The organism is Gracilimonas sediminicola, assembly GCF_024320785.1.
GTDB classification, from domain to species: Bacteria; Bacteroidota; Rhodothermia; order Balneolales; family Balneolaceae; genus Gracilimonas; species Gracilimonas sediminicola.
The window spans coordinates 48,221-68,765 of sequence record NZ_JANDBC010000002.1; the positions used below are offsets into that span (position 1 = coordinate 48,221).

Annotated in this window: 18 protein-coding genes; 3 read left to right on the top strand and 15 right to left on the bottom strand. The window is 43.1% G+C overall.

Annotation, left to right across the window (positions count from 1 at the left end):
• Positions 1-272: 272 nt before the first annotated feature.
• The 3 genes from NM125_RS10040 to NM125_RS10050 all read right to left on the bottom strand — a co-directional run bounded on the left by NM125_RS10040 (position 273) and on the right by NM125_RS10050 (position 6,544).
• Positions 273-1,415: a hybrid sensor histidine kinase/response regulator gene (locus tag NM125_RS10040; RefSeq protein ID WP_255134784.1), complete on the bottom strand. Its 1,143-nt coding sequence runs from the start codon at positions 1,413-1,415 to the stop codon at positions 273-275.
• Complete coding sequence (locus tag NM125_RS10045; protein ID WP_255134785.1) at positions 1,396-4,575, bottom strand: PAS domain S-box protein; 3,180 nt, start codon at positions 4,573-4,575, stop codon at positions 1,396-1,398. Before NM125_RS10045 ends, NM125_RS10040 begins: the two co-directional genes overlap by 20 nt.
• Positions 4,576-4,831: 256 nt before the next feature.
• Positions 4,832-6,544, bottom strand: a complete 1,713-nt coding sequence (locus tag NM125_RS10050) for a HAMP domain-containing methyl-accepting chemotaxis protein (protein ID WP_255134786.1) — start codon at positions 6,542-6,544, stop codon at positions 4,832-4,834.
• 763 nt (positions 6,545-7,307) lie between these two features.
• On the opposite strand from NM125_RS10050, the gene NM125_RS10055 reads away from it, so the two are divergent.
• Entirely contained in the window at positions 7,308-7,499 is a 192-nt protein-coding gene (locus NM125_RS10055; protein ID WP_255134787.1) for a hypothetical protein, read from the top strand.
• A 201-nt stretch (positions 7,500-7,700) separates the two neighbouring features.
• Here NM125_RS10055 and NM125_RS10060 read toward each other — a convergent pair whose 3' ends face one another.
• The 11 genes from NM125_RS10060 to NM125_RS10110 are packed head-to-tail and all read right to left on the bottom strand — an operon-like array spanning position 7,701 to position 16,472.
• Positions 7,701-8,081 carry a response regulator gene (locus tag NM125_RS10060; RefSeq protein ID WP_255134788.1) on the bottom strand — a complete coding sequence of 127 codons (381 nt, stop codon included), beginning with the start codon at positions 8,079-8,081 and terminating at the stop codon, positions 7,701-7,703.
• Positions 8,082-8,097: 16 nt separating this feature from the next.
• Positions 8,098-9,165, bottom strand: a complete 1,068-nt coding sequence (locus tag NM125_RS10065; RefSeq protein WP_255134789.1) for a protein-glutamate methylesterase/protein-glutamine glutaminase — start codon at positions 9,163-9,165, stop codon at positions 8,098-8,100.
• 19 nt (positions 9,166-9,184) lie between these two features.
• Entirely contained in the window at positions 9,185-10,252 is a 1,068-nt protein-coding gene (locus tag NM125_RS10070; protein WP_255134790.1) for a protein-glutamate methylesterase/protein-glutamine glutaminase, read from the bottom strand.
• Positions 10,249-10,725, bottom strand: coding sequence for a chemotaxis protein CheX (locus NM125_RS10075; RefSeq protein ID WP_255134791.1), 477 nt, complete (start codon positions 10,723-10,725; stop codon positions 10,249-10,251). The genes NM125_RS10070 and NM125_RS10075 overlap by 4 nt, the downstream gene beginning before the upstream one ends.
• A complete protein-coding gene (locus NM125_RS10080) occupies positions 10,703-11,113 on the bottom strand; it encodes a response regulator (RefSeq protein ID WP_255134792.1) in 411 nt (136 codons plus the stop codon). Before NM125_RS10080 ends, NM125_RS10075 begins: the two co-directional genes overlap by 23 nt.
• A 26-nt stretch (positions 11,114-11,139) precedes the next feature.
• On the bottom strand, positions 11,140-11,562 hold the full coding sequence (locus NM125_RS10085) for a response regulator (protein ID WP_255134793.1): 423 nt from the start codon (positions 11,560-11,562) through the stop codon (positions 11,140-11,142).
• A 15-nt stretch (positions 11,563-11,577) separates the two neighbouring features.
• Positions 11,578-12,111 (bottom strand): chemotaxis protein CheD, encoded by a 534-nt coding sequence (locus NM125_RS10090; RefSeq protein ID WP_255134794.1) that lies wholly within the window; start codon positions 12,109-12,111, stop codon positions 11,578-11,580.
• A gap of 11 nt (positions 12,112-12,122) precedes the next feature.
• Positions 12,123-12,962 (bottom strand): CheR family methyltransferase, encoded by an 840-nt coding sequence (locus tag NM125_RS10095; protein WP_255134795.1) that lies wholly within the window; start codon positions 12,960-12,962, stop codon positions 12,123-12,125.
• Between the two features lie 13 nt (positions 12,963-12,975).
• A complete protein-coding gene (locus NM125_RS10100; RefSeq protein WP_255134796.1) occupies positions 12,976-15,501 on the bottom strand; it encodes a chemotaxis protein CheW in 2,526 nt (841 codons plus the stop codon).
• A gap of 15 nt (positions 15,502-15,516) precedes the next feature.
• Positions 15,517-16,014, bottom strand: coding sequence for a chemotaxis protein CheX (locus NM125_RS10105; protein ID WP_255134797.1), 498 nt, complete (start codon positions 16,012-16,014; stop codon positions 15,517-15,519).
• Positions 16,015-16,025: 11 nt separating this feature from the next.
• Positions 16,026-16,472, bottom strand: coding sequence for a response regulator (locus tag NM125_RS10110; protein WP_255134798.1), 447 nt, complete (start codon positions 16,470-16,472; stop codon positions 16,026-16,028).
• Positions 16,473-16,808: 336 nt separating this feature from the next.
• Here NM125_RS10110 and NM125_RS10115 point away from each other — a divergent pair, with 336 nt between their 5' ends.
• On the top strand, positions 16,809-17,189 hold the full coding sequence (locus NM125_RS10115; protein WP_255134799.1) for a hypothetical protein: 381 nt from the start codon (positions 16,809-16,811) through the stop codon (positions 17,187-17,189).
• A gap of 13 nt (positions 17,190-17,202) precedes the next feature.
• On the opposite strand, the gene NM125_RS10120 is transcribed toward NM125_RS10115, so the two are convergent.
• Positions 17,203-18,039, bottom strand: coding sequence for a histidine kinase (locus tag NM125_RS10120; RefSeq protein ID WP_255134800.1), 837 nt, complete (start codon positions 18,037-18,039; stop codon positions 17,203-17,205).
• 441 nt (positions 18,040-18,480) lie between these two features.
• Here NM125_RS10120 and NM125_RS10125 point away from each other — a divergent pair, with 441 nt between their 5' ends.
• Positions 18,481-20,487, top strand: coding sequence for an ATP-binding protein (locus NM125_RS10125; protein ID WP_255134801.1), 2,007 nt, complete (start codon positions 18,481-18,483; stop codon positions 20,485-20,487).
• The last annotated feature ends 58 nt before the right edge of the window (positions 20,488-20,545 follow it).

Sequence of the window (20,545 nt, forward strand, 5' to 3'; positions counted from 1 at the left end):
TAGCATTTCTAAATCAATTATCGGCAGTACTAAAGCTTTCTTAAGTTTTTTCTTAAAATTTTTTAATAAAACTTTTTTAACCCTTCAAGAACACTTATTAGAGCCGATTTACCCACAAAAAAAGCAGTAGAAATTACTTCCTACTGCTCACATAAATGTCAAAACTGAGTTTGATTAGGGAACGAGTCTAACATATCGGATGGATATCCATGTAAATCAATAGCGACTATTCGATTCCCTAACGCACGGGACTCAAGTTCGCCCACGTATTGTTAAGCGGCTATGACCGCTTGCTCCGATTGCGGGATAACCAGGGTGAAGGTAGAACCGGCTCCCTCTTCACTTTCTACCACTATTTTTCCACCATGTAGTTTTGCGAGTTCGTTACAAAGCAAAAGCCCGAAGCCCGCACCATTTTTGTTCATTGAGGTTTCATTCTTTGGGTGTACCATCTTAAAAAGCCGCCCCTGGATTTCTTCCGACATCCCAATACCATAATCCTTCACCGTTATCTTGAGGTTTTGTTCAGCCTCAATATTGATTTCGATGCTGCTGCCTTTTTTGTCGCTGAATTTGATGGCGTTTGTCAAAAAATTTCGGATTATAGTTCGGATGAAAGACTTATCTGCATTTACTTCAAAGTCTTCTTGTGGATGTATATGAATCGTAACTCCTTTTTTTTCAGCTACAAATTCCATCATTTTTACATCTTCTTGAATGGCCTTGATCAAAGAAAAATCGCTCGGATTTACCTTCATTTCTTTACTCTGTACCCGGGCCCAGCTCAATAAATCGGTTAGCAGGTTCCATAAGTTCGTGGAGGACTCGTTGATTAATGTGAGTAATTTTCTCAACCTCTCGGGCTCCGTTTCTTCAAGATCGGTTAGCAGCATATTTATGACCCCGCTTATGCCGTTTACCGGTCCTCTAAGGTCGTGCCCAATCACTGAATAAATCCGGTCTTTCATAAGGCCTAACTCATTCAACTTTTCATTCTGCTCCTTCAGCTTGTCTTTTGAAAGTTTCAGGGAAATATGCGTATCTACCCTTGCCAGTAGTTCCTGGTTGTTGAACGGCTTGGTCACGTAATCGGCCCCTCCCAGATTTAACCCTTTTACCACACTTTCCTGCTCTACTTTAGCAGTAAGAAAAATAACCGGAATGTGATTTAGCTCAGGATCTGCTTTCAATTCTTCACACACCTCAAATCCATTTTTACCGGGCATCATTACATCCAGCAATATTAAGTCGGGCTGATATTTTCGAACACTATTCACCACCTGTTCCGGTTTTGAAACGGCCGCGATTTTATAGCCTTCGTCACGCAGGGTGTTACCCAACAGCTGAAGGTTTTTAGGAATATCATCCACAATAAGAATAAAACCTTTTTCTTTACTACTGCTTTGCTCGTTCATAGCTTTTTACTGATTCCTTATTGTTTGATGCCACCGGTATATTCATGCTAATCATCCGGTCGTAGTTCTGAAGTGTTGCCTCAATGCCTTCTATATCAAAACAGGAGGCATATTCCAGAAGGTTATCGGCCAAAACTTCCAGACCTGAAATATTTAATTCCGAGCCGGCCTTTTTTAGTTCTTCCCCAAAAATTTCGAGCGTATCCATCATCAGTGCCTGGCGGTCAATTTCCTGCATAAGTATATTCAGCCTTGGCTCCCATGTAACCTTAAATTCTTCCACCTTACTGGCAGGCCACTCTTCTTTTAGTTCTGATAAATCTAAACCTGCCTTAGATTCTGCTATAGTTGCTCCTTCATTTGCATTCTTTAACTCTAAGAACTGGCTTAAGCTTCCCACAAGTTTGGCATAACTAATGGGCTTGCGCAGATACCCGTCAAATCCCAATTCTTTTACTTCATCACCGTATCCGATAAAGCCGGAGGCCGTTAAGGCAAGAATTTTAATGTCGGGATTATGCTCTTTAATGATTTTCATAGTTTCCACACCATTCAGGCCCGGCATTTTAATATCCATCAGGATAAGATCGATAGCGTGCTCTTTGGCTTTTTTAATGGCTTCACTCCCATCACAAGCCTGAAGAATAGTGAGGGGCTGATCTTTCAGAAATTCCGCAATCAGCTCTCTGTTGGTAAGAATGTCGTCTGTAACCAGAATGGTAGCTTCCTCAAATACCATACTATCGGCAGCCACGTCATCACCTTTTTGCTCTACAGCTACAGAAGAAGTAACCACCTTTGGAATGGTAACGATAAAGCAGCTTCCCTTACCCACCTCGCTTTCTACAGCAATCGAACCTCCTGCCATTTCTACGAGCTTTTTGCTGATTGAAAGCCCCAAACCGGTTCCTCCATACTCATCGGTAATCTTTCTTCCCTGCTGCTCAAACGCATTGAAAATTTGATCCATTCGATGCTGCGCAATGCCAATACCGGTATCACTTACTTTGATGATCAGGTCCACTTTACTGAGATCCTGTTGTTCAAGGTTAGCCCCCAGCTCTATGATTACTTTCCCTTTTTTGGTGAATTTGATGGCATTTCCTACCAGATTAAACAGAACCTGCCGAAGCTGAGCTTCATCGAGCAAAAGAGCATCCGGTATTTGATCTTCGATAACTGCGTCCAGTTCTATTCCATTCTGCTCACTTTTCACCGAAAAGATGTCTTTAATCTCCCGAACAAAACTCTTCACATCTACAGGACTCAAACTTATTTCCTGCTTACCGGCTTCAATTTTTGAGAGGTCCAGAATATCGTTAATCAGCTGTAAAAGCATCTTGCCGCTGCTGGTAATATTCTGCAGATATTTTTCACTAACCCCCGTTGTAGCTCTTTTCTGAAGCAATTCGGTAAATCCCAGAATGGAGTTCATCGGGGTTCGGATTTCATGGCTGATATTGGCAAGAAATTCACTTTTAGCCTTATTGGCTGCCTCGGCTTCTTCTTTTGCCTTCAGCAACTCCAGTTCCATCTTCTTACGATCTGTCAGGTCCTGAAATACCCCGTACAACTTATATATGGTTCCATCCTCTTTTCTCTCTGCCAACCCCATGGCCCTAACCCACCGCTCATTTCCCTTGGCAGTTATAAATGGCACTTCCACATCATAGCCTTCCCCTGTTTCTGCTGTGTGAGTAACCGCCTTTTCAATAATATCACGAGCCTTTCCCGGAAAATAACTCAGACCGTCCTCCAGATTTGTATCAATGCCAACAGGAAGTTCATGGATATGATATATTTCTTCGGTCCATAAAGATTTACCCGTATCCAGATACAACTCCCACCCCCCAACAGCTGCCATTTTATTGGTTTCTTTCAGTAATATCTCAAGTCGTTTTCTCTCTGTAACATCACGGGAACCGGTACGGAGTTTTATAACCTCTCCTGCTTCATTAAGCACGGGTTCTGTTGTGGTTTCGAACCAGATATATTCACCGGTTTTCTTTCTTATCCGGTAAGTAAAACTCTTAACTTGTTCGCCTCGCTTTGCTTTCTCATGAGACTCAGCTTGTATCATTTCCAAATCTTCCGGATGAAAGAGTACATACGGGCTGGTACCAATAAGTTCTTCCGGCTTATAACCTAAGAGTTGTTCTGAAACCGGGGAAACGTATAGGTAGGTGCCATCGGCCTGATGCAAGCAAACCATATCAGCCGAGTGATTCGCCAATAATTGATACATCTCCCGGCTTTCTTCTAACTCTTCCTCAATGTGTTTTTTTTCAAGGATAGATCCGATCCACTCGCTTAATAACGTAATGGTATCCTTATCGCCATGGGTAAACTCTGGCCTCTTTTTCTCACTGGAAAAATTCAGGGTCCCATACAGTTCACCATCCACATATACCGGTGCGCCAATGTAGCTTTCCAGCTTAAAATGCTCGTAACACACATGGTGGCAATAATTCGACTTGCCCATGTGATTGATCGCCAGCACTTCTTTATCCTTCAACATTATGTTGCAGTAGGTATTGGCCAGCTCAAACTCCATTCCCTTTTCCAGCCCGGAACCGGACGGGTAGAAATAATCTACAAGGTACTTCTGATCCTTTATCGAACTGATGATGCCCAATTCCAATTCAAGCAGTTCGGAGGTAAGCTTCAGAGACTCGTTAATTTGTTGATCGTAATTATGGGTATCCTGGCTCATTACTTTTACCAGCAAATGAAGCTGGTCGGCAAGCTGCTGCAAGTTTGCTTCTTTGTTCTTCTGATCCCTCAAATCATGGATTAACCCCAAAAAGCCAATCGTGTCCCCTGCATGATTCTTTACCACGCTTCCTATGGTTTCTGCTATAAACTCAGTCCCATTTTTAGTTCGATAAGCTAACTCATAGGAAACCTGTTCTATCGTAGATGCTTTATTGTATTTCGTTCTTCCCGTTTCTTTAAAGTCCTCTTTTTCAGCATAAAGGATGGCTGTTTTTTTTCCCATCACTTCATTCCGTGAAAACCCGAAGGTATCTTCAAAAGCTTTGTTAACAGCCAAAATTTCCCGATCTGCATTCGTTATTATAGCCGCATAGGGAAATGACTTGAATGCTGATTTAAGAAAATCAGTATTCACATTAGCTAAAAATTGGTCTTCCGTTTTCATGTTTTCTTCATAGGTATATGGCGGATTGAAATTGCTTATCGGCTTTTCTCCTTTCTTGTGAAGAAAAAGCCCCCAATCATTTCATTAGAAAATTTTAACAATAAAAGGTAGATGCTACCCGTGAATAATGAATCAGCTTTTCAACCTAAAATTGAAATGAATGGGATTTAGGTATTTTCACCTAAACACAACTCTAAAAAAGGCAGTGAAGATTTCTCTTCACTGCCTGATTGATAAATTAATCGGGGAAATTGAATCAGAAATCACTAAAGTCATCGTGACTGAAACCATTCAGGGCGGGTTCTCTGTGAAGATTCTGCTTTGCCCTTTCTGATTTTCCATCCCCATTAAAGTGGCGGATACCATTCACTGTATGTCCATTTGAAGATACAGAAGGGGTGACTTTTTGAGCCAGGGGAATGTGCTTTGCAACTCGTTGAAGTACACCTTCCTGTTTGGGCATATGGTGAGCTCCACTTCCTCCTACCATTTCCATCAGTTCATTTACAATGTATTGAAGCTCCGCAGCCTGAGAGGAAAGTTCTTCTGCCGCACTGGCCGACTCTTCAGACGATGAGGCATTGGTTTGAACCACATTATCCATTTCAGACATAACGGAACTCATCTGTTGAATCCCAACAGCCTGTTCTTTGGAAGCAGCGGAAATTTCTACAACCAGAGAACTCACTTCATTAATGCTTTCTTCAATCTTTTGAAGGTTATCGGAAACCTCTTTCGACACTCCATTGCCCCGGTCAGAACTGGACTGGGATTTTTGTATCAGCTCCGAAGTATTCTTGGCTGCTTCTGCGCTTCGCTGTGCCAGGTTTCTCACTTCCTCAGCTACAACGGCAAAACCTTTACCGGCTTCTCCGGCACGGGCAGCCTCAACGGCAGCATTCAGCGCCAGTAAGTTTGTTTGGAAGGCAATGTCATCTATCGTATTGATGATCTTGGATGTTTCTTTTGAAGAATGGCTGATTTCCTTCATGGCCTCAGTCATCCGTTTCATCGCTTCCACCCCACTTTCAACCAGTGGTTTAGATTCTTTCATAGCCACTTCCACCTCCGCAGAGTTTTCCGCATTCAGTTTTATTTGGCTCGACATTTCTTCAAGTGAGGACGTCGTTTCCTGAACACTTGCTGCCTGCTCGCTTGCACTTTCGGCTAAATCCTGGCTGGCTCCTGAAAGCTGAACCGATGAGGCATTAACTTGCTCGGAACCACTTTTAAGTCGGTCTATAATCGATTTCAAAGTTTTGTTTACCGACCGGGTTATAAAGTATCCCAACAATCCAGCCAGAGTTACACCGAACACCAACCCGATAATGGCAAAAGTACCTATGATGTTATTCTGTGCAGTGGCACTTTTAACCTCAGAATCTACAATGGCTTTGTTCAGTTCTACAATCCCTTGTAATCTTTCCTTAGCAATGCGATAAGACTCCATGTTATAATTCATGAACTGATCCCTTAAATTGGAAAGTATCTCGTCAGCACGTTGTGAGTCTTCCGAAATCAGCAAGTATTCTCTTGATATTTTTCTAAACTCATCCTGATGGTTTTTCCAGGTTTGATAGGATTTTAAGAATGCTTGCCATTCTAAGGCTTCTTGTTGAGTTTGTGGTAATGGCTCATAGATGGCTTTCGCTTCGGTTAGCTTATCCCAGTAATGATCTACAGTCTCTACGGCTTCTTTACGTTCCTTATCCGATAAAGCCGGATTCTGCAAGGCCTCTTCTTTACTTCTGATTTCGGCCATAGCCAAATTCATATCTTGTAACGACTGAATACTGGGAAGCCTCACTTTCCCGATTTCTTCTACCGTTTTCTTATTACTTGTAGCTGCATACTGCCCTAATGATCCAAGAATCAGTGAAATCAGGGTGATTCCGGTAAAGGCTGCTGTTAACTTCTTTCCAATTGTCCACTTTTTGTTATTTGCTGAAACGTTAATTGTACTGCTCATTAGTTTACCTTTTGCAAGGTGGTTTAGTTTGAAATTGTAAAAGCCGGAAGCCTCAGCTTTTTTTAGCTGGATATAAAAGCACCCCGGCTTTAGATAGTTGAAACCGTTAAAGCCGACATTATTTAACGCAAGCAATAACAACCTGCGACATCACCAGCTTTGGTTTTGAAGAGTTATCGGATAAAGTGAAAAAACATTAAGTAATTTTAATAATTAAATTAAATAATATTAATTACTTATGATTCACATATTCTTCACATTTAAAAATGTGATTTACGGAAAGAGGTTTTAATCAGGAGAGTTAATGTTAATAAGCTGAGCAATCTCGCTCTTCACTTTTGATGGCTTTGAAACCGAAGTACCGACCTTTGGGCAGGAATTTTTAATTGGTAATCACTTCGATGCGGGATTCACCGACTTCTTTATAGCCGGCATATTATCTCTGTTTTTTTCTCTCAACCGTAATAAATCTTGCTCATTTGTAGGTTCAAAATGAGCCGGGGTGTTTTTTCACTCCCAGGTAACCCCTTTATCGGAAAAAGAAAAGAATAGTTAAGCCTTTTTATGGAGAAAATTTTCTGTGTACAAAACATATCATTAATGAATGCTCTACACGATGCCGTGAACGACTCGCTTGCATACCGGAATACATCTAACCACAACCACCATCTTCCCACCGGTAACCATCGCTTCCAGTAAACAAGCGAAGGGGTTCAGCCCTTCCATACTATAGCACCTAACCGCGATGCCGTGAACGACTCGTTTGCATACCGGAATACATCTAACCACAACCACCATCTTCCCACCGGTAACCATCGCTTCCAGTAAACAAGAGAAGAGGTTTAGCCCTTCAACCTACACCAACATCCGCGATGCCGTGAACGACTCTCTTAAGTACCGGAATCCAAATATCCCCAGCCACCAACTTCCCATCAGCAACCATCGCTTCCAGTAAACAAGCGAAGGGGTTCAGCCCTTCAACCTACACCAACATCCGCGATGCCGTAAACAACTCGCTTGCATACCTGAATACATCTAACCACAACCACCAACTTCCCATCAGCAACCATCGCTTCCAGTAAACAAGCGAAGGGATTCATCCCTTCGCTAATAACATAACCAAATACCAGGAACCGGAACCGAAAGCATCAGCCCATTAATGCATCACACCTAATACATCCAGGATTTTTTCTTTCAGTACTTCCGGGGTGAAAGGTTTGTGAACAAAACCTGCATATTGCTCATCTATAATTTTGATCCGGGCATTATTGCTTTCCGTGGAAACGATGAGTACAGGCATATCCATGGTAATTGGATTCTTCCGTACTTTATCCAGCATCTCCATTCCATCCATAATGGGCATGTTCACATCAATGAAAAGTAGGTCCAGCCAGTTGTTGTCAACCACTTCCAACCCTTCCGCACCGTTGCTTGCCTGGTGTACTTCGCCTACTTCAATACCGGTGTTCTTAATTGTTTTTATGATCATACTTCGCATTACGGCGCTGTCGTCAACCACAAGTATATTAATTGCCATTTTTATCTCCGGTTAGTTACGCTATCAGTTCTAATTTCTTTGGTTTTACATGCTTCAGAATTGCACCCGTTATTCTATCAAGCGGAAGGATATCGGTTGCGGCGCCAATCTTTGCAGCCTCTTTGGGCATACCATACACCACCGAAGTTTTTTCATCCTGCGCTATAGTATAGCACCCTTTTTCTTTCATCCGAAGGAGTCCGCAGGCACCATCAGCTCCCATACCTGTTAATATTACGCCTGTAGCCTTATTTTCGGCTACATTTGCCACCGAGTCAAACAACACATCCACACTGGGACGATGATGATTCACTTTCTCCGTTTCAATAATCTTAATCTCAAAACCTTCCACCGATTGCTCAACAATCATATGCTTGTCGCCCGGTGCAATAAATACTTTTCCCGACAGCACCATATCTCCGTCTTTAGCCTCAACAACCTCAACTCTGCACAGGTTATTTAAACGGGATGCAAATTGACCGGTAAAAACCGGGGGCATGTGTTGGACCACAACCACACCGGGAATATCCTCCGGCAACTGGGGCAGCAGAAATTCAAGAGCACGGGTCCCCCCCGTCGATGATCCGATGGCAATCAGTTCGCATTTGGAGCGCCTGAATATTTCACTTTTGTCCAGTCCATAACGGGAGGATTGCTCCCCTGCCTTATGAATATCTCCAGTGTGTGAAAGTACATTTGCCACCGATGCCGTCCGCACCGCGGTTACTAAATCGTGCTCCATTTCTTTGGCGTCATAATCCGCTTTCGGCTTTGAAATCACTTCGATGGCTCCGGCTGCTAAGGCGCGCAAGGCTCTTTTGCTATTTGCCGGGGTAACGGAACTGACTACCACCACGGGTAAAGGAAGGTGCTTCATCAGTTTCTTAAGGAAAGTCAGCCCATCCATCCGGGGCATCAGCATGTCTAAAGTTATAACGTCCGGTTTAAGCTCTGCCAATTGCTGGCGGGCTTCATAAGGATCTTCAGCCATGCCAACCACTTCAATATCTTCGTGCTTATTCAACAAGAACGAAATAAGTTTTCTATCAAATAAAGAATCGTCAACAACCAAAACTTTTATCATGCCAGCCCTCCATTCTTTATTATGAAACCGGTTCAGCCATTTTACGGGCCATTTGTTTAATGATAGCTTCCGGGATTACCTGCAAAGGCAGAATCTCTTCAGCGGCGCCAAGCTTTGCGGCTTCTTTCGGCATTCCATATACCACCGAGGTGGCTTCATCCTGAGCGATGGTATGAGCACCGGCTTCCTTCATATGTAAAAGCCCTTGAGCTCCATCGGCTCCCATTCCCGTCAAAATCACGCCCATGGCATTCACTCCGGCCGATTTAGCTACCGAATTGAACATCACATCCACGCTTGGGCGCTGATGATGCACCGGTGGTCCAGATTTAATGCGGGTATAGTATTTGGCACCGCTTTTCTCAACAAGCATATGGAAATTACCGGGGGCAATTAAAGCCTGACCCGTTTTAATCAAATCGCCGTCTTCAGCTTCTTTTACTTTAAGCCGGCAGATGGTATTCAAACGCTCAGCAAAACTTTTGGTGAATACAGGTGGCATATGCTGCGTAATCACGATACCGGGCATATTTTCAGGAAGTTCGGTAAGTACCGCTTCCAGGGCTCGGGTTCCACCGGTAGAAGCCCCGATGGCAATCAATTTGTTGGTGGTATGTCGAAGTCCGGTGAATTCTACCCTTTCGGTCGCCTTCTGTTTGGTCCGTGCAGATTTAACGGCCTCCAAATGCTGATCGAAACGAGCGATTGAAGCTGTCCGAATAGCTTTCACGATGTCCTGGGAAATATTCTGGGTTGAATAGGCTGACCCGGGTTTACAAATCACATCTACTGCCCCAAGGCGCAGGGCATTTAATGCATTAGCGCTGTTTTTTGGAGTCAAAGAACTTACTACGACCACCGGCATGGGGAAATGCTTCATCAGTTTTCCCAAAAAAGAAAGACCGTCCATACGGGGCATTTCCAAATCGAGAGTCAGCACATCCGGCTTCAACTGTATAATTTTTTCCCGTGCTATGTATGGATCGATGGCCGTTCCCACAACTTCAATATCCTTTTGCTTGTTCAGCTCTTCGGTTAGCAGTTTTCTGACTACGGCCGAATCATCTATAATCAATACTTTGATCATCCCGGCTCCTCTGAGTTATAATAGATGGAGATATCAGCGATGCCTTCGTCCAACAGCACCTGCAGTTTCTCGTGGTGCATATTTTTGAAAATAGCTTCTACATTTTCACTCGGTTCTGCAATGCGGGGCGGCCGGATGTAGCAAATGTTTTCATCCCGGGCAAAAAGGGGAACGGTATTTCCACAAATGATATTCGCGATTTCACAAAGTGCGCCTTCCTTTTCTTCCTGTGTTGCAGCTTCCACACCCAACATATTGGCTGCGATGGCATCCAGCAGATGGTCGGAGGCATCAATAACCATTCCACCCTCTGCGGCTCCATCAAACTGAACAATAGAGCGGGCTGTACCATCCGGCTTTTGCATGTCTTCTGCATCTTCGAGCTCCCATTCTTCCAGCGGAAACATGTAGCAGGTTATCTCAAAGGTGTTAACCGCGATGTTGTGAATTTTATCCGTGTAAGTGATACTCATTGTTGATCCCATAAAATTTTGATATTTGTTGTTCTAACACACCAAGTCGTAGTGGCTTGTTAACGTATCCATGCCCCCAGAAAGCCAACATGTTTAATAACTGCTCTCCTCGTTCGGTAGTAACGGCAACTGTAGGCACATCCCTGAACTGTTGATGATTATGTATGATGTTGAGGAACTCAATTCCATTCATCACCGGCATATTGATGTCGGTTAAAATCAGGTCTATTCTGTTTCGGCTCATAATGTCGATGGCATCGATGCCATTTCCTGCCTCATAAATATGGCCTATATCAAATTTGCTTCTTCTGAGCAGTACTTTTTGAAATACCCGAATGGCCGGTTCATCATCAACAATGAGTACGTTTTTTATCGATTCTGTTTTCATCTCTGTGCTCCCATAACAGTTGCAGTTTATATTTCACCATTAACCATAAAGCCGGATTCCTTGTTAGTTATCGAATCTTTATTCAACAACTTTAGCATTTTATTCCGGAGTGCTTCCGGGGCAAATGGCTTGTGAAGAAATTCCGTACCAAGCTCCCGTACTATTTCTACTTTAATATCATTGCTTTCGGCCGAAACGGTGAGTATCGGGATTCGGCAAGTTGCCGCATCCAGCTTAATATGGGCCAGCATTTCAGCTCCGCTCATTACCGGCATATTCAAATCAGCCACAATAAGATCAAATTCATTTTCCCGAATTAAATCCAGGGCTTCTTTCCCATTTTCAGCTTCCATAATTTCATTAATCTCAAATCCGCACAGTTCAACTGTACGCCGAATCACCATCCGCATCACCTGGCAATCATCTACTATTAATACGTTAAGTCCCATTATGCCCTCTCTTACTTATATTGCTACTTGATGGTTAAATGCCGCACCAACCGAAATCCCGGTTGACCGGTTTACCTTATTGATCGGTTGTTTATTGATCGTTACCAGTCCATCGGCAATCGACAACACCATAGTGCGGGAAGTACTGCCGCCTACATCCTGCGAAGTAATCATAAACCCGTTTTTCCATAGTAGTTTCCGAAGTACCGTGAAATTCCGCTTACCAATTTTGAAGTAATCATCATCCTGATTCTTTTTCATACTGGCACCGCCGGCAACAATAATCTCAAGGTTCTTTTTTTGCGCTCCCAGTTCATACACTTCATTCAGCAGCTTTCCGAAGCCGGTATCCACGTACATCGCAGGACGGGTTTTGGCTTTTTCAGGGTCTGACTTTGCCAGTGGAAGCATCACGTGCACCATGCCGCCCACTTTTACGACAGGATCATAAACTGTGATACCGAGGCAGCTTCCTAACGCGTGAGTAATAATATCCTCACGTGGGTTCGCTGATACTTTTAAATCGCTAACACCTACTACTTTTCTCATTTAACACTCTGTTATATTTTCTGGTACACAGCAGGAGCCAAGTTTTTGAATCCTTTATTATTTGATGAAACACTTTCGGAATGCCCTAAAAAAAGAAACCCACCCGGCTGAAGCTGATCATAAAACTTTTGCACAACTTGCTGCTGGGTTTGCCTGTTGAAATAGATCATCACATTCCGGCACATTATCACCTGAAAATTACCTTTCAGCGGCCAGTCCTCGGTCAGGTTTAACCGGCCGTACGTAATCATTTCTTCAACCTGTTCTTTCACTTTAAATTCATCATTGCCAATACTCTCGAAGTATTTACGGCGGATGGAATCCGGAACATCCATCATTCTTGATGAGGGATAAACTCCATTTTTTGCCACTTTCAACACCTCTCTCGATATATCAGTAGCCAATATTTTTACCGACGACCACGGCGTTGTTCTCCGTGCTTCATGCAGTGTTATGGCTGTAGTTACAGGTTCTTCACCGGTAGAGCATCCGGCCGACCACCACTTGGCATTTCGGCCACCCATGGTTGGGATAATATGCTTCCTGATGAACTCAAAGTGTTGGGCCTCCCGGAAAAAATGGGTTTTATTGGTAGTCAGCACATCCACGAAAGCCAGAAACTCTCCTCCCGATTCCGGCCGTTCGATGAAATCCAGGTACTCGGAGAAACTTCCGATCCCCAGCTTTCGCATCCGTTTCATCAGCCGGCTTTGTACGAGCGCCTCTTTGCCTTCCTGTAAAAATATTCCGCAGTATTCATACAGCAAGTCTTTGACCCGTTTAAAATCTCCTGCCTTTAGTTTGACGGATGAAACCGGGGAAGAAAGTGCACTCTGTGTGAATGTGTTCATAGTTTCATCCCCCTCAGGCTGCAGATTCCATCAGTGCGGCCGTATCCAGGATCAGACCAACACGTCCGTCCCCAAGAATGGCTCCCCCCGATATATGCGACATTTTTGTGAGCATATGTATCGATTTGCCCACCAGTTGCTGTTGCCCGATCACCTCATCTACCAGTAGGGCATACCGGCGATTGTTATTCTTGATGATCAACAGGGTGCCTTCCAGTAAACTTTCTTTGGCTCCGTTAATCTCAAACTGCTCATGCAGCCTTATCACAGGAACCGATTGCCCTCTGAAATTCACCTGCTCCGAGTTGCCCATCATGGTAAACATATCCGATTCTTTGGCGCGGAAGGTCATGTCTATGTTTATAGTCGGAACGATAAATCGCTGCGTACCTACCCGAACCAGCATCCCATCAGTAATAGCCAGTGTGAAAGGCAGTTCAATGGTGATGGTTGTTCCCTTACCTAATTCTGAACTCACATCTACCTTGCCTTGCAGCTGCTCGATAGAACGGCGGACTACATCCATCCCCACACCTCGGCCCGATAAATCGGTAACTTTCTCAGCCGATGAAAAACCGGGCAGGAATATGAGATTGTATATTTCTTTCTCGGTGAGTTTTTTCTCCGGGTCAACCAAGCCTTTTTCTATGGCTTTGTTAAGAATCACATCTTTGTTGATGCCACGGCCATCATCCTTAATTTCGATAACTACTTTACCACCCTCCTGCGATGCAGAAAGTGAAAGTTCGGCGTTGGCCCCTTTTCCGCTTTTAAGTCGCTCTTCCGGCTCTTCAATTCCATGGTCCAAAGAGTTTCGCAGCATGTGGATCAGCGGCTCATTGATTACATCCACCATATTACGATCAATCTCGGTGTCTTCCCCAAAGGTTGAGAACTTCACCTGCTTACCGGCTTTTCTGGATAGATCCCGAACCAGGCGGTTCATTTTGTGGAATGTCGCTTTAAGCGGTACCATACGCAGGGTTAAACTGGTATCCTGTAGCTCCCGAAGTATTTTGGTAGCGTGATTTACTTTTTTCTGAAGTTCTGAATCTTTGGGGATAGCTTTATCCTGGGCTACTACAGAATGTGCAATAACCAGCTCTCCAACCATATCGATAAGGCGATCGAGACGACTTACACTTACCCGTACCGATGATTCTGATTCAGATTTTGAATTGATCTTATCTGTAGCATCGGAATCACCTGAATCGGTTACAGCCTCTACAACCGGGTTAGCTACCGGAGCAGCTGCCTGCTTTCCCCTAATTTCTTCGAGGGCTTGGGCCGGCTCTTTTCCTTCTTCTGAAATAGAATGCAGAACAGAAATCATGTTGTCGTACTGCCCCGGTTTATGAAGCGGATCGCCCCCTTCAGCAACCTCTACTACTTTCAGCATTTTATTCAGAATATCGATCGACTCAAAGTTGATATCGGCGCATGCCCGGTCGAAGGGTAAATCACCTTCCCGCACCATACTTAGCAAGGTTTCTACAAAGTGGGTGAACTCCGAAATCGGGTCGAGCCCCATAAAAGCGGAAGTCCCTTTGATGGTATGGAAAGCCCGGAATACGGTATTGATCAACTCTTCATCATCCGGAGATTCCTCCAGCTCCAGCAGTGCACTTTCGGCCATTTCAATCAGTTCGGAGCACTCAGTAATGAACTCTCCAACCAGTGCCATTTCTATATCTTCGGGGATATGAAATACTTCTGAGGAAACAGACTCTTTCTTCTCTGATTCTTCTTGAATTACTGCTTCATCAGCAGGCTCCTCCGCTGTAGTTTGCTCTTCTTCCTCCGGGCTCTCAGTATCGACAAGCTCATCAGTATTTTCGGGATTATCCCATTCCCTCTGAGCCTCAATTTCAATCGCTTGCTCCGTTTTATCCGAAACAATACCCAGCCATCCTTTTGCTCCACCGCTGGCTTCCACTTCGGCCATCGCCTCCTTAAGCGGAGAAGCAATAGCTTCTTCCTCATGCTTAACGATGTAGGAAACCAACTCATCCAGTTTCTGAAGGTCTTCGCCGGTAACCGATTCCTCTTCGAGAGTGATCAGGAAGCCGGCCAGGTCATTCAGCGTATATTCTTTTACCGATTTTTCCTCTTCTGTACTTTGCTTCGACTCCCCGTTCTTTTTGATTTCCTCGACTTTTTCTTCATCCAGATCAATTACGGTGTCGGCCGATTCTGAGCCTCCCTTCAATGCTTTCTCCAATTCGTCATAGGCCTTTTCAAAGTCTTCTACTTTGATATCACCTTCCTCAATCACATACTCCCTGATAGTATTAATAGCTTGCATCGTGGCTGTTTTAACCATGATGAAGTAGTCATCTTTTTCGTAGAGATGTTTGATTCCCTTCCACGATAAATCAATCAGTTTCTGAAATTGCCCAAAATTGTTTTCAACGTTATTGGTAACCTCCTCAAATTTGGCACCGGCTACGGCTACATTTTCCCGGTCGGTTGGCCACACATCTGCCAGCAAACGGATAATGGATTCGAGGTCTTTGATAAGTTGGTCTTTATTGCTCATTGGATTATTACCGTTTTATCTGGATTCACTCAGCGCCATGTTCAGCATAAATTCGCCACAGTCGCTGGAAAATTTCATTTTAGCTGATGGGGGTTTATTTGGCATAAATAAAGTTAAGTCACTTCCCCGGGTTGCCGTTGGCAGCGAAGACTGTCCGCGAAATCCCACCCGCTCGATATTAGCCGCTACTTCTCCGGCCAGAATATTTGCGATTTCGGCGATCAAGTCGCCCATGTCGTGGCTTTCAAAGGGCAGTTCCATTCCCAGAAAAGAATTCGATATCTCCAGTGCGGTTGCCTTCGGAATAGCGATCATCAATGAAAATGTATGATCGGCATTAAAGACGGCTATATTCCCGATGATTCCATTCAGCGGACCGCTTTCATTCAGTTGCTCCACACATTCAGGAGTGCCACCACAAATAGAAGTGAAGGTGTTAATGACTGATTCCTGTACGATGTCAACGATCTCGCCCGGGATTTTATCTGCTTTGCTTAATTTTTCTGCAATCATGCTATCTCCCTTTAGGCATTTAGAATGCTGCTAAAGAAGCTCTTCTTCTCTTCTCCAGATTCTTCTCTCTTAATGTTTCCTGTCTCATCGATATACCGACTTATGGCCTTAGACATTTTATCGGCTGTAAATGGCTTGGTGATATATTCATTCGCACCGCCCTCATTTAAAGCCTTGTCCACTTTACCCATCGACTTTTCTGCCGTCACCATAATAATAGGGATATCGGCGTAGCCTTTGTCCCGAATGGCCCTGGCGAGTTCAACGCCGGTCATTTTGGGCATGTTCCAGTCTACAAACAGCATATCAATGTCATCATTAAATTTCTCGAGAGCATCCTCTCCATCCATTGCTTCCACGTATTCAAAATCCGCAATTAACAGTTGATCGAGAGCACGCTTAACCTGGCTCCTCATAATTTTAGAATCATCAACAACAAGTGCTTTTATTTTACTCATTACTTACTCCTGTATATGGGCAGGGCAGCATTTATTGTGCCCTTAACCTCTGTATTAAAGTATAATTAAAGCGGTTGGCGTTAGTTTTTGACTGAAATCGCAGTTCCCGCTCTCCCTGTTATCGGATGTTTGGAAAATTCCTTAAGAGATTAGCAAGGAATTAATCTTAGGTATTATTAAAGATTGAAAGACTGAATGGCGTCTTTTAAGTGAAGGAAAAGCTGACCCTGATACAGCGTTAGATTAATGGATTCTAACAAGCAAAAATGCCCCTCCTTTTTTACTATTAATCAGTTTGATTTAAGGGTATTGTTTTAGGCTTTCAGGTATAAAAAAATGGGTATAGACAGCACATTCCAGTCATTTGTGCGTTCAGAAGTTAAAACCTCCAGAGGGTTTCGGCTTGTGGAGGCATACCTGACACATAAGAATTTAGCGGACAAGCACTCCGGTGAGTATGCTGATTATGAAGTTGTTGAGGAGACCAAAGATAAGCGCCGCACTAACGCTGCCACATTTACGGCAGATCCGGATTTCACCTTCAATTCCAATTTCGAAGACTTACCTGATAATTGGGTGAACATGAGGCAGGAAGAAGTGACAATGCAGCTCGCCATGGTTTCAAAAACAAGCCCTTTAAATCTTAAAAGACAGCAAACGTACCAGGTCTTATCTCAGTTTAAGCCAAAAGGACAACACCTGGATTTTAAGCTCTGATCCAATCGGCTTGTTAGTTCTCAGAATAAGAAAGTGGAATTCGGAGGTTCAATCTGATCGTTTGATCATTCACGGCCTCAAAAGTTAAATCTCCCTTAACCTGTCCTACCAATTTCCGGCTTTGCAGTAACCCTTCATTAAAAGAGTTTTGAATATATCCACCAGACTCTCCGTCATTTTCCTGATTAGACATTATCTGAGTAAGCTCTTCTCTTTTCTTGTCAGATGCTTCAAACATTAGCGAGAAAACTGCTTTGTTATCCTTTTTTCCGGTACTTATTTCTGTAACTGAATCTTTCCCCGAACATTTTAATGCAAAACTAATCAGGTTGAAGGTGATCAGCTTTAGCATGAATATATCTGTATGTACGTGAAGTGGGTTTGCACTTCTTTTGAAATCAACAGCAGGGCCCGCACAGCGCATTTGGTCACAAACTTCACTTATAATCCAATTCAGGTCAACATCCAGCAAATCCTCCCGCCCGGAAACCACGGTATCCGACTCATCACTGTAAATTTCCATTAGCTGCTCCAGGATAACATTCACCTGATTTATCCCTGCTTCAATCTGTTTACGGTAATGCTGAATTTGCTTCACATCCGGATTGTTGGATAAGGATATGTTGATCAGTTCCAGGTAACCGGATATTGCACTGATGGGAGACATGGCATTGTGCATATTCTGCTTTACAATACTTTTCTGAAGCTGGTGAACCCCCCTTAATTTACTAAAGCGACTATCCTCAGGATCATTGTCCTCGGTGAGGTCGTCTGTTACAATAGAATGGAGTTCATTCTTAACTTTATTTTCCTTCCGAATTATATCATCAAAGCTTTCAGCTAAATTCATACGACTAAGACTTGTATGTACATTTAAACATTATAACTGAGCTATTTGTACCGGACGATATTGTTATCCATCCCCATGGCCAACTACATCCAAAACAGCTGGATTAAAAAACCAACGATTTATTAAGATTTTTTAATCTTCTTAATTTTAGCCAATTAGTTTTATTAAAAAAAATTAATGTTCCGTGAAAAACTGATTTATTTCTCATACTTCTTTTTTCTTAAATCATTAGCTATCAACAAATTATAATAAGTGATTACTTTGTGTGGATAAATTGTGGATAACTTATCCTTTTCAAAGTCTTTTTTCTGTGCGGAAAACAAAAGTTGGAGATTTCGGAATATGAGTATTGTCTAATGCGGTTCCATTTTCCTTCGATTCTTTGTTATTTAGATGCCAATATTTTTAAGAGTGTTCCAAATTTGTGCAGTATAATATGGTATGAAAGACTTCATTTCGATTCTATTTATTGAAGACACTGAGCAATCAAATCAAGAGATCAAGAAGAGATTGCACCAATCAGATTTTTCTGTTATTCCATTTTCTCAGAACAGTGTAGAGAGCCTGGGGGTTTTGCTTAAAGCCCATAAATGGGATCTCATTATTGCCGACCTTGATAAAGAAGACCTCGACCTGCCATATACTCTTGATGTTCTGGATCAACAAGAATTTATCACTCCCCTTGTTTTGATCGGATCAGAAATTCACAATGATGTGCTATACGATGCCATGGCAGCAGGAGTGCAGGACTACGTATCTAAAGACAACCCAGACCGATTGCTCCCCGTGGTTGCTAAGGAAATCAGGAATCTGCGCAAGCAAAGAAAATACACCCAAGCGGCTACTAAGAACCAGATTTTCGACCGGATTCTTAAGAAGAGTACGAATGAAGTTTTTCTTATGGATCCCATGAGTCTTAAAGTTATTTATGCCAACGACACGCTTTTGGATAACCTTGGATATACTGAAGAGGAGCTTTTTGATCTTTCCGCAAAAGATTTAATTGCTTCTTATGATGTACGAAACGTTTTCAAGAAGATAGCCCCTCTTTACCGTGGAGAAGAAAATTCAACCACCTTTCAATTCGATCGCAAAAGAAAAGATGGCTCTACCTATCCCGTGGAAATGCACGTTGAGGTTACGCAAGAAGATACCCGGCAGCTATTGATGGGCATCAGTTTTGATATTTCACGACAAGTGGAAGATGCCAAAATCATTGCAAAACAAAAGCAAAAGACCCGGGAGCTGGAATTAAACAATAAGTACAAGTCGCAGTTTTTTGCCAATGTAAGCCATGAAATGCGAACCATTCTTAACTCTACCCTGCTGCTTACCAACATCCTGAAAGAGAACCGTTATCAGAACCTGAAGGATGATCAGCTTGAATATTTACAGACTATTTATCACTCCAACAACAGCGTTCTTGAGCTCCTGAATGAGGTTCTTGATCTGTCCAAAATTGAAGCAGGGAAAATTGATATCCGACTTGATGAGGTTAAAGTTTCTGATGTTTGCGAACGCGCCGAACGTTTGTTTAAACCCATTGCCCGTGAAAAGAACCTTGCCTTTGAATGCAACCTTAATGGAATTGCAGACAAGAACCTTAAGACCGACCGACTTCGACTTGACCAGGTTTTAAACAACCTGATATCAAACGCGATAAAATTTACTGAATATGGCAGTGTGCGCCTTGAAGTATTTACTGTCAAAAGTGATCGGGCAAAGCAAAACAGCGAAAGGGTTGCCTTCAGAGTTCTTGACACAGGTGTTGGCATCCCTGAAGAAAGACAAAAGCATATTTTTAAGAGTTACATTCAAGCTGAGGGCTCTTCAACCGAGAAAAGATTTGGAGGTACCGGACTTGGGCTGGCCATCTCAAAAGAGATAGCAAACCTTTTAGGAGGTGAAATCACACTTGAGAGCGAGCCGGATAAAGGTAGTTGCTTCACCCTGATCCTCCCTTCCGACAGTAGTGATGAACTTGCACAGCAGGCTAAAAAAGGTAAGTTAAGAATAGAGAGCACACCGGAGGATGTTGAAAACCATCCCGCGAAACTCTCTAAAGAGGAAACCGATAAGTCTCAGGGCACCGTTTTATTAGTGGACGACAGCAGCATTCACAATATGGCCTTAAAAGAGTTTTTAGGCTTTAGCATTAATAAGTGCATCACGGCAGAGTCGGCCCGAGAAGCGTACCAAATACTTCAAGAGGAAAAAGTGGACTGCATTATTCTGGACATGTATCTCCCTGATGCCGATGGTAAAGAAGTGCTGGATAAACTTAAATCAAACGGGAATTACAAGAATATTCCCGTCATCATATATTCCGGGAAAAGCTTAGCTCAATCAGAAGAAGAAGAGCTCCTGAAAAAAGCCGATGCTGTGGTTCAGAAGAATGTAAACAGCTACCGCAAGTTATTAGATAGTGTGCTGAAAACTATTAGTTAATTCAAACTACTCTTTCTTCATTTGTAGCATTGGCCACCCTCCTGCCTTTGTTATTGTA